Origin of the sequence: Sphingobacterium prati (assembly GCF_013167215.1) — a bacterium.
Lineage (GTDB): Bacteria > Bacteroidota > Bacteroidia > Sphingobacteriales > Sphingobacteriaceae > Sphingobacterium > Sphingobacterium prati.
The window spans coordinates 37,161-50,968 of the sequence record NZ_JABJWY010000018.1; the positions used below are offsets into that span (position 1 = coordinate 37,161).

Consider the following 13,808-nt stretch of genomic DNA (forward strand, 5'->3'; position numbering starts at 1 on the left):
TTCTATAAAGTAGAGCCAGCGGCTCCAATGGAGAGCTGGCTCTTTTTGATGAAAAATCAAACCGTTATTTCCAGCCTGTTGGCTGTTCTAGTTTCGGGTTCAACACAGTTTGTTCGATGGGTATCGGAAAATAATAGTATTTTGCTTCATTAAAGCTTCGTGGACGCTGTGGTGCTTTATCGTCCAAAAACTTGATCTTCCCTGAAGTTTCATTTTCAAGATAGAATGTTCCATCATTTACATAAAATTTTACAATTTTTTCCTTTACCGCTGCAGGAAGGTTTGCTATTGGCGATTCATCTCCTTTTTTAAGGATGGCGATATCAGCTACACCATCTCCAGTTACATCAATTCCACCAAGGGCAGGAATATATATTCCTCCTGGAGCCTGTGCAAGTAAAGCTCCGGCTTTCCAGCGATAAAGATCATCAAAACGGAATCCTTCACACGCGAGCTCAACACGACGTTCCCGACGGATTTCCAAAATTACGCCTTTATTGACACCAGAGACGGCAGGATACTGGTTTGCGAGATACGAATCTGGAGCCGCGTTGGCAACAGCGAGATTTAAGGCTGGCATACCTACACGTGCACGGATCTTGTTGATGGTCGCATCAATATCGCTTTGTGTTAATTTGCCCAATTCCGCTTTTGCTTCGGCATTGATCAATAAAACTTCGGCGTAACGCATAATGGGAAGGTCAGTATAATTAAGTTCCCAACCTCCGCGAAGTGCTGGATCGCGCGGGTAGAACTTAATTTGCAGCAAACCGCCAAAGTCAGGACGAGTGATGTAAGGCGTGCCCGCGGCATTATTACTGAATCCTGGAGGCATAATTGTTTCGGCCAGGCGCGGATTGCGATCTTGAAAAATTGCTATGAAATTCTTCTTGTCATAATTTGCGGTGGAAGTAAATGGAGTGCCATTTTTCATTAAGAACTCGTTGGCCAGGCCTGCACTTAGCGCCCATTGCCAGTCCAACACCGTATGTGTATTATTCGCAGCACCGAGATCTTTGCTGTTTTTCTGAAGGAAGATAACTTCTTTATTGGTGGATAGATTATTACTCGAGAAGAGTGCACGATAATCCGCGGCACTGTTACCCGAAATCACAAAACCGCCGTTGTTCATGATTTCCTGGGATGCGGATGCCGCTCTTTCCAAAAATGCCTGTGCGGTATTTTGCAAATTTAATGCGGTGTGGTATTTACGGAAAGTTCCCTCATGAAGTGCTATGCGTGACAATAGGGTCAATGCGCTCCACTTGGTGATGTAAGAATTGTCTGTGCGTGTCGGAAGAACGTTTGCCGCGGCAAATTCCAGATCCTTCATCAGTGAGTCAACGACTGCGGCCCGTGGGTCCTTCGCTTTATACAGGGCTTCGGATGAAGTCCCTAATACGGTAGAATACCAGGGCACATCGCCATATTTTTTGACCATCTTGTAGTAGAAGTTTGCACGAAATAAACGTGCAATTCCGATGTAATGATTGATGATCGCCGGATCACCGCTCACTTTGCTAACATTGTTCAGCATGTAATTGACATCACGCAATGGCGCCCATGCTTCCTTATCCCAGCCTTTTACAGTTGCGGGAGACAGCGTACCGGCCAAGAGTGTTCTGACCTCGGCATTCTGATCGTTGTTGCTTAAAGCGATATTATCTGAATATAAGTCGGTATACTCAGCGCGCATTTGTTTATAGAGCCCGTTTGTGTAGGTGGCTAGATCTTCAGGCGTATTAAAAAATACATCTTTCGTGATGGCAGAACCGGAAGTTCGATCGAGGTAGTCTTTTTTACAAGATACCCCCAGTAATACCAGAGATGCTAACGCGATATAATTGATACGTTTCATTTTTTAAGTTTTTAAATTAAAGGTTCATGTTGATACCAAAGGTAAATGTCCGTTGAAAAGGATAGGCTGCCTGAACCCGATTCGCCGAAGATGGATATAATCCACCCAAAGATTCTGGATCCAATTTGACCTTGAGGTGTGAGATCTCGAAAACATTTTCTGCACTGAAGAAGAAGCGTACCTTATGCAATTTGATACGTTGTAATACCGATGCTGGCAAGGTGTATCCTAGCGTAAGATTCTTTACCCGCATATAGGCTCCGTTTTGCATATAGCGTTTATTGGGTATCCCGAGTTGCTGATAATTATCTTCCGCAGAGTAAGCTCGTACTGCTGGGAAATACGCGTCTTGATTTGTTGGTGTCCAATGGTCGGCATTTTGCGCTGTGGGGTTTGTCCAGGGTTGCGCATACACGCCCCAAAAGTAAATATTAGAGCCACCTGGGTACCAGCCCCGTTTTCCGATACCTTGTAGGAATACACGGAAATCAAAACCTTTCCACCCGGTAGAGAGGTCGATGCTATAAGGTAGTCTGGAACTATTGTTCCCGATAATATGCATGTCTCCCGGATCGTCTACTGTCTTTTTGCCCATATCTACTTTGCCATCCCCATTGCGGTCGGCGAAGATCGGGTCGCCGGCATAGAATTTATACGATTGATCGTCCGTTCCCATCGCAGTTTGATTCGGATGGTTGGCTACATCGGCATCACTTGTAAAAAATCCGGTGATATCAGCGCCCCAGATTTCGCCGATTTCCTGTCCGACGTAATTATTTATCCAGCTGTTTCCCAGGGATTTGCTTGGGTTGTCAAACCGGGTTATCCACGACCGGTTATCTGCCAAGGTAAGCGCAATGTTGTACCAAAAAGGCGAACCGTCCACTTCCTTGCTATCACGCCAAGTCAGACGCAATTCCCAGCCCTTGGTTTTTAAATCGCCCGCATTTTCGACCGGAACTTCGGTGCCAAATGGCCCGGGAAGCACTTTTCCTGGTACAAGCATATCTTTGGTATAACGCGTATACTTATCAAAGTTAACCCCGAGCTTGCTGTTGAAAAAATTCATGTCAATACCTGCATTGACCGTTTGAATTGTTTCCCAGGTAAAGGTGTCTGAAACAGCATTGGGACTATATACTGCTTGTGGTTTTCCGTTGCCCAAGATATAATCCGTTTGTTTGTTGGTCATGATGGGAATGTAAGGATAAGTATCACGGTACGGATAATCAGAATTGTAATTGAATAACTGATTGCCTAACGAACCGTACGAACCCCTGATTTTTAGAAAATCCATTGCAAGTGCGTTTTTGATGGGTTCGAAGAAACTTTCTTTTGAAACCGCCCATCCCGCGGAGATTGAAGGGAAAAAGCCCCAGCGATTTCCTGCCGGAAAGCGAGATGACCCATCAAAACGTCCATTGAACTCTGCTAAGTATTTTTCTTTATAATTATAGCTAACACGGGAGAAAATGCCTTGCACTGCCCAGTCTTTAATTCGCTCATCTTTGGAGATATCTCCAGTTGCGGTTCCGATAGACGGAACAGACGAAGAGATTAGGCTCAGCGCCTTGATCCAGTTTGTATTGTTGTAATTATATTCCTGGTTATAACCGACCATGGCCTGCAAATAATGATCTCCGAATTCTTTATGAAAGTCGGTATAGATATTATAGACATTATAACGCGTTGTAGCATTGTCATTCCGGGCATAGGTATTGGAGAACGTAGGCGTTAAGATCGCTTGGGGGCCAATTTTGTACATGGATGGGACATCATAAGAACGTGTGAGGCCAGAAGTTCGTCTGATCGTTGCATCGGCGTTTAAGTCCCACACGCCTTTGATCAACGCCGCTTTTGCCGCAAATGTCGTGACAAACTCATTGATGCGGCTATCCTTCCTGCCGCCCTCTTGCAATGCACCAAGTACCTGCGCACCGGCCCTTGTCCAGGTACCATCCGGGTTGAAAGGTACGTCCAAAGAGTTGGTTCGGTTTACGTTCCAGAAAAAGTCGCCATCCAGAAATACCGGCGCTTCGTAGTTGGTACTGGTCAAAAGCGTATTGTTGGAAATTTGGAGCCAGTTGGTTACATCAAGATCAACTTTTCCCCTAACATTGTACCGTTTATAGACATCGTTCCCGTATTTTAAAAGACCATCCTGTTTATAATAATCACTGGAGAGGTAATAACCGATTTTATCCGATTTCTTTGCCATGCTTAGATTGGCATTGTAGGTTGGGGCAGTATAGTTATAGGCTTCTTTTAACCAATCTGTCGTACCTGTATACACCCAATCCTGCCCATTGTCGGATAAGGTTACAGCAGGTAGGGATGGATCCAAAGAACGTTTTTTGGCATATTCACGGGCGGATTCCGGATAGAGATTATACAGAGGCTTGCCCGCTTCGTTCTTGATATCCATGACCTGATACGGGTCTGTAATAAATTTAGGTAATTTTCCCAGGGTCCGGTAGCCAACATTACTGCTGAAAGAGACATCCAGTTTATCACTTTTCGCCTTTTTTGTCGTAATCAAGACAACCCCAAACCCCCCACGTGCACCGTAGATCGCTGCGGAGGCGGCGTCTTTTAATACAGATACATTCTCCACATCATTTGGATTGATTCGGGCCACCTCATCTGCTGAATAAGGAATATTATCCACCAGGATCAAAGGTTCACCGCCATTTAGGCTGGTAAATCCACGGACGTTAAAGGAAGGGTTGGTCGTCGCACGGCCGTTAGAGCTTGTGATATTCAGGTTGGGAATCAAGCCTTGTAGTCCAGCACCCAGGTTAGCAATCGGACGGCTTTCTAATTGTTTGGAAGAGACCATATCAACAGCGCCCGTAAGATTTACTTTCCGTTGTGTTCCGTAGCCAATCACGACCACTTCATCCAACTGTGCATTGTTTGCACGTAACACCACATCCAGGGTACGCTGACTGCCGATTTGAATGCGTTGTGTTGTATAGCCCATGTATTGGAAGGTCAATACAGCTTGTTCGGGTGTACGCAGTGAGAACCGTCCATTGGCATCGGTCTTGGTTGAGATCCCTGAATGACCTTCGACCGATACGGTAACGCCAGCCAAGGTCGTGGAAGAATCCCGCACAGTACCAGTGATCTCTATAGCTGTACGTTGTTTTTCTGAGATTACGATTGTATTATTGAGAATCTGATAAGTCAGGTTCTGACCTTTAAGTACTTTGGATAAGGCCTGTTGTATAGGGCCGTGATCCACATGGATACTTACAGGTTGCAGACTGTTCAACAATTTTTCATCATAGAAAAAACGGAGATCGGTTTGTTTTGAAATTTCTTGCAAAACTTTTTCTACCCGTACTTTTTTCAAGGAAAGATTGACAGTCTGTGCTGTTCCCGAGGCATGTGCTCCAAGTGCGAGGGAAAGCAAAGAAAGGGTGCTTAACTTTATCATACATAAAGTTTTAAAGGCTGGCGGAATCCGGAATCCCCGATCTTTCTCCGGCCTTTTCATTGGAGAAAAAAAATTCATAAATTAGAATGATTTTTAAGGTTTTAAAATTTCTGTTGGTAATCAGTAAAAAATAAGCCTTGAATTTAACCGGGGATGCGTCAACATCCCCATTTTTGTTAACCACAAAGCGCTAAAGTTGATGTCTATGCCATAGGCCATTTATTAAAGTGGATAATTAGTCTCATTGTATCATCACCTTTCGTCCGATAATATCAAATTTGCGTCCTGTGGCAAGTGCCAGGATCTGCAATACTTCTGAAAGTCTACTATTTCTGCTGATGGAGCCTTTATAGGTTGAATTTGTACCGATTGCTTCCGTTCCTTCAAATTCAACGTTATACCAACGCGCGATCTGAAGTGAAATATCGGAGAAATTATTGCCATCGAAATAAAATTCATCCCGTTGCCAAGCTGTATTTTTTGCCAAATCTGTTGCGGTAACTTCGATGTTATTTGTCAGCGTTGTTGTTGCTTGTTGCCCGGGTTTGATAATTGTCTGCTTACCTTCCTTAAGTACTTTCACGCTGCCCTCGACTAAAGACGTGGAAACCTCATCATGATAGGCATTGACATTAAAAGTTGTCCCCAGTACTTCAATCGTCGTTCCATTGGCGTTGATCCGGAAAGGTCTGCTTGCATCTTTTGCCACCTCAAAATAAGCTTCGCCTGTTAAAGCAACTTGCCGTTGATCCGATTCGAAATGTGTCGGATAAGATAACTTCGTCGAAGCATTGAGCCATACTTTTGTTCCATCTTCAAGAATAATCATGTAGGTACCCGCTTTGGGGACATCGACGAGGAAGTTCTTTCCCTGTTGATCGGCTGCTTGTTCCAGTTGTTGGACAAAGGGATCAGCAAGCTGTTGCTCTTCCCCTTTGGGTGTCACGATTTTTGCATACTGTCCCCCCGGAAGGATATCATTGTGAAAGGCCTGGTTATGTGAAGGCACTTCGGCTGCCAGTTCCAGAGCTACCTGTTGAGGGGTCGAAAGGCGGTTAAATAGCCAAAAGCTAAAACCCGAAAGGGCAACAAGCATGGCGGCGACCATCCATTTGGAACGAAACCAGGGAAGTCGTCTGATGGTCGGATCCGGTGCATGAAATAGCTGTTCCTCTAGCCGCGCGTTGATACGCGATGCTCGTCCGACATCCTGTTCCTTGTGTAATTGCTCTTCATCAGGTTGGTCCTGTGCATAAAACCACCGCAGTACTTGCTGTTCTTCTTCAGCTGTACACTGACCTTCCAAATATTTTTTGAGCAACGCTTTCGCTTGATCTGACGATTCTTGTTCCTTCATACAGACCTATAATCTGTGCAAGAGAAAAAAAGTACCGAAGAAAAATTAGAATTAATGGATAAGTGGCTGTGATATAAGGTTATATTTTTTGCTGATGTGCAGCGACGCGTTAGATTTGCTACCCGATACAGTCGATTTATGATTTAAAGCGAAGCTTGAGCCAGCCTAGAGCCAGTGAAATATTATTTTTCACCGTTTGTTCGGAAATGGCCAGTTCTGAAGCGATATCTTTAATGGACATCGACTCCTTTCGGCTGAGTGAAAAGGCCGATTTCATTGTTGAGGGCATTTTATCTATTTCCGAGTCAATTAATACTGCCAATTCCTTGGCCAGGAGCTCATCTTCGGAAGTGGGCGATATTGCTGCGTCTTGAAAGCTTGCCAGTAATTTTTCGGCGCTGGCGATTTTCTTTTGTTCATGTACCGTCCAGTCAATAATTTTGTATTTGGCTGTTTTAAATAAATAGGGGTACAAAGAGATTTCGATGGTGATTTTGTGGCGCTGATTCCATAGTGAAACAAATACCTCCTGCAGAATGTCTTCGCTATCTTCGACGCAAGAGACACGACGCTGAATAAAACGGAAAAGTATGTCCGAATAGCAATTGACTAATTCAGAAAAAGCATAACGGTCGTCCGCTTGAATTCTGGCGAATAGCTCGGTGTCGTCTAACTGTTTCATAAGTACCGCAATTTGTGCTAAATATCCCTTCGTTTAATGAGGTCAAATTTATAATTGTGGTGTTAAGTTAATATTAAAAACAAAAGATTTGATGATGTTTTTTTAATCAAACGATTGCATAACTTCCATTTATAGCAAAACCGCCAGTTTTCCCAGTGCGGATAGCAGAAAAACTGACGGTTTAAAAAGAATGTTACTAGAAAATAGCATCTAAGGGTGATACTACAGACGAGCATCTACCAATTTTCGGTCTAGGACGCCTTTAATGTCGAATACAACAGAACTCTCCTTTTTTAAATTTTTGAGATCCAGATGTAAGAACTCCCGATGGCCTACAGCAAGAATGATACTGTCATAATCACCGGACTGGGGGAGAGTCTCTAATAACTCGAGTCCAAAATGTTTTCTTAATTCATCTGGATTGACCCAAGGGTCATAGATATCAACCTCCAGACCAAACTCTTTAAGATCATGGATCATGTCAATGACCTTACTGTTACGGATATCCGGACAGTTTTCCTTAAAAGTTACCCCCAAGACTAAGGCTTTCGCGCCGTCAAATTTTATATTTTTCTGTATCATCAATTTAACGACCTTCGAAGCAATAAAAGAAGCAACTTGGTCATTAACCTCCCGGCCAGATAGGATAACGTGCGGGTGATAGCCCAATTGTGTTGCCTTTTGCGCCAAATAGTAAGGGTCTACAGAGATACAATGTCCACCGACTAAACCCGGTTTGAAACGGAGAAAATTATATTTTGTTCCGGCGGCATCCAGGACATCTTGTGTATCAATACCAATGCGGTCAAAAATCAAAGCCAGCTCGTTCATAAAGGATATATTAACGTCGCGTTGTGCATTTTCAATGACTTTTGCGGCTTCGGCAACCTTAATTGAGGGGGCCAGATGGGTACCTGCATGAATAATTTTCTTATAAAGTTCGTCAACGACAAGTCCGGCTTCGGCAGTACTTCCGGAGGTTACTTTCATCACTTTTTGCAGTGAATTTACTTTATCTCCGGGGTTTATACGTTCTGGAGAGTATCCAACAAAGAAGTCTTGATTAAATTTCAAACCCGAATTTTTTTCCAAAACGGGGACGCATTCTTCTTCAGTACAGCCCGGATAGACCGTGGATTCATATATGACAAGATCACCCGCTTTTAAAAGCTCACCGATCATTTTAGATGCCGACAAAAGTGGCGACAGGTCCGGCGAATTATAACGATCTATAGGCGTCGGAACAGTGACAATATATACATTGGCATCTGCGATATCCTGAACGGCTGTGCTTGCGTCATACCCTTTACGTTGTTCCGATGCGGTAAATAAATTCCTTGCCTGCATGAGCTCATCAGCACCTGTCTCGAGGGTGCGATCTACGCCTGCTTTAAGTTCGTCAATACGTGCTTTATTTATATCGAAGCCGATCACTGGGAAGAATTCGGAGAAAGCTAATGCTAAAGGCAGTCCCACATATCCCTGACCAATGATGGCAATTTTTTTTATTTGAAAATCTGTCATACTTATATTTAAAGTAAATATACGTTCTTTAAGTTGAAATTAACCTCTTGTCAACCAACCTCTGCGTCCCGCTGTAGCAATGGCATAGGGTGTAATCCAAAATAAACTAAAAGCGTAAAATATACTGTAGCTGTAGGCCCAGAAGGCTTCTTTGGCGTCTGAATTTTTAGAGGCAAAGAAATAAGCCTGAATACTTGAAAAAATAAGGATTCCGACCAAGGTTGAGCTTAAGAACATTAATGGATAATGAAATACCGTCCAAAGCATCAATAACATCATTGGATAAGAAAGCAATACTTTTTTCCATTGCATGATCAACAAGATCCGTGCACCCCATTTCGGCCCTTTACGGAAATTTTTAAAGGCAAACTGGCTCATCATGATATTTTCACGCACGTTGCTTCGTTCCCAACGGATAAACATTTTATATAAGTTTTTATAACGCACAGGCGTATCAGTATACACGTAAGCATTCGATTGAAACAATACGTGATACCCCTGTTTTAATATCATGTTCGTCATGGCACGATCTTCTCCAATGTCAGAAGGTTGTCCCATAAAAGTTTGATTGACCCAATCCTCTAAACAGTTCATAACAGCTTCTCTACGGTAGCCTGATAATGCTCCGGGAGTACACATTACTGTACCTAACATACTTTGAGCCGAACGTACAAACTCAAAACTGAATACAAAACTCACATTTAACATACGAGGTATGATTGCCTTTTTATTATTCAGTACGCGCACATTACCGGCCACAGCTCCACATTCTTCATTGGTGACAAATGGACTGGCCATGTTACGAATGGTGTCTTTGTTGACCACAGAATCGCTATCTACCGTAATAAATACTTCGCCTGTCCCCAATTTGAAACCACGGTATAGGGCATGGCGTTTACCCATGTTTTTTGGTTGTTGATAGATTTCAATACGATCACCCAGTTCCATCTTCGCACGTTGTATCCAGGCAAAGGTATTGTCTTTGCTTCCGTCGTCAATAGCGATAATCTGGAGTTTTTTCTCCGGATAATCACTGCTGGCCAAGCTGTGCAGGGTATCGTATACCAATTGCCCTTCATTATATGCTGGAACGATAATCGTACATGTTGGCAGTTCTTCATCTGAAACAGATGCAATTGGCTTGTATTTACGATGAAGTACAATTAAGAGTAGTAAGAAACTGATGGCGACAACGGCTAAAAATATACCTAAACCAATTAAAAAAGTGCCGCCGATACTGTCTAGACGTTGAAAACGTAATGCATCAAAATCTGGCTGTAGCATATATACACCAAAGACTGACGCAAATAGCACAAAAAAGGTAGCCCCAAAAATACCGTATTCTTTTGCTCCAAAATTGCTTTCTTCAACTTTGTCTACTGTCGTCGCAGATTGTTGCTGTTTTTCTTCATTAACGTCGTACACTGCAGGTTTCCATTGTTTGGCCATCTGCTTTGATACGATTGAGTTTTCTTTCATGTAATTCATAACCGTTCTATTTTTAGATATACATTCTTCTTTATTCTCTTGCCGACCCATACTGAGTCTTTTGTAATGAAAATATTACGAATCCATAAACGCAAAACACATGCCTTTATTTTGTGCCAAAAATTGAAGGTATTTATGTTTTGTAACGTTGTTGATACATAAATTCGTATTTTAAGATATTGATAATGAACCTGTTGATTGTATTTTGTTGTCTATCTAATCAATAATTACCTACGCTAACCCTATGGTAGACTTTTAAGGTTTTTTAACATTTTTGGGATTTTTTTAAAGAGTAATTGACAGTTTATGTGACAAACTGTGTCTGAAATAAGGCAGTGCTTTATAGCAAAAAAAAATACGCTCAGCCTGGAGCGTATTTTTTTGTTTATTGTGGGGGATATTAACCGCCAAATTCCATTAGATAATTTTTCAGGAAATCATTAAGGTCTCCATCCAATACAGCCTGGGTATTTGATGTTTCGTAATTAGTGCGTAAATCCTTGATTAATTTATAGGGGTGTAAGACATAGTTACGAATTTGGGACCCCCATTCAATTTTCTTTTTATTTCCTTCAATCGCTGCTGAGGCTTCTTGTCGTTTTCGCATTTCGATCTCATACAATTGTGATTTCAATAAGCGCAAAGCGTTTTCCTTATTTTGCAATTGTGATCTCGTTTCCTGGTTTTTGATAATAATGCCTGTGGGTTTATGATGTAGCCGTACAGCTGTCTCCACCTTGTTTACATTCTGTCCTCCAGCACCTCCCGAACGGAAGGTATCCCATTCGATTTCCGAATCTTTAACATCGATTTCGATATTGTCATCAATCAGCGGATAGACATAAACCGATGCAAATGAAGTATGTCTTTTTGCGTTGGAGTCAAAAGGGGAAATACGGACCAATCGATGGACGCCATTTTCACCTTTAAGGTAGCCATAAGCAAAGGCTCCAGATAATTGAAGGGTGACACTTTTGATTCCGGCCACATCGCCTTCCTGGGAGTCCTGTTCGGTGACTTTATACCCATTTTTCTCGCCCCACATAATATACATCCGCATGAGCATGGCTGCCCAGTCACAGCTTTCGGTACCCCCGGCACCAGCGGTGATCTGTAGGATGGCATCCAGCTGATCCTCCTCAGCGCTAAGCATATTCTTGAACTCCAGTTCTTCGACTTTCTCCAATGCAAGTTTATATTGATCATCCAGTTCTTTATCCGTAGCATCTCCAGATTGAAAAAACTCATACATGACATATGTGTCTTCAACTGCCGAAGCCACTTCATCAAAATGATCAGTCCATACTTTTTGGTTTTTGATGGCCTGCAATATTTTCTCTGCAGCTTTGGAATCATCCCAGAAGTTTGCTTCCAGGGTAATGGCCTGGTCCCTCTCTATTTCGTCTTTGCGGGCATCGATGTCAAAGATGCCTCCTCAGGGAAGTAACGCGATCCCTCAAGTCTTGAATTTGTTCTTTTGTCATAGCTGCTAATGTAGAAATTTTTTAATTAATAAATGCGGAATAGCATCCAATTAAGTTGTTACGATCACGGCCAGACTGCGAGCAACATGATCAGCTCTAGGCGCCTATTAAATTTTTTTAATAAGCAATACACAGTCCACGGTACGAATATCTGACCTTTTTTTTTTAGTTTTGATATTGTCGACAGAATAACAGTCGTTAACGATCTATACGATTTGTAATAAAATATATAACAGGATCTGATCGAGGTTTAAAAACAAATAATTCAGTAAAACAGCATGTTCCCAAAAATTAATTTTACAAAGACAGAGGCCTATAGAAATCTAACGCAGCATTTTGGATCACTATTTGGCCCATATAGTAATGGTTTCAAGGATTTACGCCAGCTTTTTGCCGCAGATCCTGCACGTTTTGAGAAGTTCTCGATCGCTTTCGAAGATATCCTTTTGGATTACTCCAAGAATCGTATAAACGAAGAGACGAAAGTTCTTTTGGTGCAGCTGGCGAAAGAATGTGGCCTTGCCGATGCCATTGAGGCTATGTTCGCGGGCGAACGAATCAACGTAACAGAAAATAGGCCTGTCTTGCATACGGCGTTGAGGAATCAATCCGAAAAACCTGTATTTGTCGATGGAAAAGATGTGATGCCAGATGTGAGACGTGTGTTGGCACAAATGAAAACCTTTACCGCCAAAATTATATCCGGAGAGTGGAAAGGGTATACAGGCAAAGAGATTACGGATGTGGTTAATATCGGTATCGGTGGGTCTGATCTTGGCCCCGTTATGGTAACAGAGGCTCTAAAGGCATATAAAACGCGTTTAAATGTACATTTTGTATCTAATGTAGATGGCACCCATATTGCCGAAACATTGAAAACTGTAGATCCCGAAACGACATTATTTCTGATTGCGTCCAAAACTTTCACCACCCAGGAAACAATGGCTAATGCACACACCGCAAAGGATTGGTTTTTGAGTAAGGGGGGCAGCCAAGGAGATGTCGCCAAACATTTTGCGGCATTGAGCACCAATACGGAGGCCGTTAAGGCTTTCGGTATAGATCCACAAAATATGTTCGAATTCTGGGATTGGGTTGGCGGACGTTATTCCCTTTGGTCTGCCATTGGTCTGTCCATCAGCTTGGCTATTGGATTTGATAATTTTGAGGAACTTCTAAAAGGGGCTTCCGATGCAGATGAGCATTTCAGAACCAGCGCCTTCGAAGAAAATATTCCAGTGATATTGGCATTGCTTGGCATATGGTACAATAACTTCTTTCAGGCAGAAAGCCATGCAATCCTTCCTTACGATCAATACTTGCATCGTTTTGCCGCATATTTCCAACAAGGCGATATGGAAAGCAATGGTAAGTATATAGATCGCAATGGCGAAGTCGTGAACTATCAAACAGGACCTATTATCTGGGGTGAGCCTGGGACAAACGGGCAACATGCCTTTTACCAATTGATCCACCAGGGAACAAAATTGATACCATGCGATTTTATCGCACCAGCGAATAGTCTCAATCCTATAGGCAACCACCATCAGCTTTTATTATCTAATTTCTTTGCCCAGACTGAGGCGTTGATGAATGGTAAGACCGAGCAAGAAGTGGTTACCGAATTGAAGAAAGCAGGGAAATCAGAGCTACAGATCGAAGAACTAAAAGCCTATAAAGTATTTGAAGGCAACCGACCGACAAATTCCATACTGTTGAAGAAAATGACACCACGTACCTTGGGCCGGCTTATCGCACTTTATGAGCATAAGATTTTTGTACAAGGGGTGATCTGGAATATCTACAGTTTTGACCAATGGGGCGTCGAACTTGGCAAACAGCTGGCCAATCAGATTCTGCCTGAATTAGGCGATAATAATCCGGTTACAAGTCATGATTCTTCCACCAATGGATTGATCAATACTTATAAATCCTGGCGCATTTAACATCGGCAAAAAGCACATAGCGATAAG

8 protein-coding genes are annotated in these 13,808 nt (G+C 42.6%); 1 reads left to right on the forward strand and 7 read right to left on the reverse strand.

From position 1 onward, the window contains the following. Nucleotides 1-64: 64 nt before the first annotated feature. The 7 genes from HPC41_RS05350 to prfB all read right to left on the reverse strand — a co-directional run bounded on the left by HPC41_RS05350 (nt 65) and on the right by prfB (nt 11,835). Nucleotides 65-1,858: a RagB/SusD family nutrient uptake outer membrane protein gene (locus tag HPC41_RS05350; RefSeq protein ID WP_172393017.1), complete on the reverse strand. Its 1,794-nt coding sequence runs from the start codon at nt 1,856-1,858 to the stop codon at nt 65-67. Between the two features lie 16 nt (nt 1,859-1,874). Next, entirely contained in the window at nt 1,875-5,300 is a 3,426-nt protein-coding gene (locus HPC41_RS05355) for a TonB-dependent receptor (protein WP_172393018.1), read from the reverse strand. 241 nt (nt 5,301-5,541) lie between these two features. Continuing rightward, nucleotides 5,542-6,657 carry a FecR family protein gene (locus HPC41_RS05360; RefSeq protein ID WP_172393020.1) on the reverse strand — a complete coding sequence of 372 codons (1,116 nt, stop codon included), beginning with the start codon at nt 6,655-6,657 and terminating at the stop codon, nt 5,542-5,544. Nucleotides 6,658-6,793: 136 nt separating this feature from the next. Further along, nucleotides 6,794-7,339, reverse strand: a complete 546-nt coding sequence (locus tag HPC41_RS05365) for an RNA polymerase sigma factor (RefSeq protein ID WP_172393021.1) — start codon at nt 7,337-7,339, stop codon at nt 6,794-6,796. Nucleotides 7,340-7,561: 222 nt separating this feature from the next. Beyond that, complete coding sequence (locus tag HPC41_RS05370) at nt 7,562-8,863, reverse strand: nucleotide sugar dehydrogenase (RefSeq protein WP_172393022.1); 1,302 nt, start codon at nt 8,861-8,863, stop codon at nt 7,562-7,564. Between the two features lie 39 nt (nt 8,864-8,902). Then, a complete protein-coding gene (locus HPC41_RS05375) occupies nt 8,903-10,351 on the reverse strand; it encodes a glycosyltransferase family 2 protein (protein WP_216660671.1) in 1,449 nt (482 codons plus the stop codon). A 400-nt stretch (nt 10,352-10,751) separates the two neighbouring features. Beyond that, a protein-coding gene (gene prfB, locus HPC41_RS05380; protein ID WP_172393023.1) for a peptide chain release factor 2 occupies nt 10,752-11,835 on the reverse strand; the annotation gives its coding sequence in 2 pieces (ribosomal slippage) (nt 10,752-11,774 and nt 11,776-11,835; 1,083 coding nt in all). A gap of 278 nt (nt 11,836-12,113) precedes the next feature. Between prfB and pgi the strand changes: the two genes are divergently transcribed. Then, entirely contained in the window at nt 12,114-13,781 is a 1,668-nt protein-coding gene (gene pgi, locus HPC41_RS05385) for a glucose-6-phosphate isomerase (protein WP_172393024.1), read from the forward strand. The last annotated feature ends 27 nt before the right edge of the window (nt 13,782-13,808 follow it).

Excerpts from the sequence above, each read along its gene's own strand:
- HPC41_RS05350 (WP_172393017.1), bottom strand. The coding sequence starts at position 1,858 with ATGAAACGTATCAATTATATCGCGTTAGCATCTCTGGTATTACTGGGG.
- HPC41_RS05355 (WP_172393018.1), bottom strand. The coding sequence starts at position 5,300 with ATGATAAAGTTAAGCACCCTTTCTTTGCTTTCCCTCGCACTTGGAGCA.
- HPC41_RS05360 (WP_172393020.1), bottom strand. The coding sequence starts at position 6,657 with ATGAAGGAACAAGAATCGTCAGATCAAGCGAAAGCGTTGCTCAAAAAA.
- HPC41_RS05365 (WP_172393021.1), bottom strand. The coding sequence starts at position 7,339 with ATGAAACAGTTAGACGACACCGAGCTATTCGCCAGAATTCAAGCGGAC.
- HPC41_RS05370 (WP_172393022.1), bottom strand. The coding sequence starts at position 8,863 with ATGACAGATTTTCAAATAAAAAAAATTGCCATCATTGGTCAGGGATAT.
- HPC41_RS05375 (WP_216660671.1), bottom strand. The coding sequence starts at position 10,351 with ATGAATTACATGAAAGAAAACTCAATCGTATCAAAGCAGATGGCCAAA.
- pgi (WP_172393024.1), top strand. The coding sequence starts at position 12,114 with ATGTTCCCAAAAATTAATTTTACAAAGACAGAGGCCTATAGAAATCTA.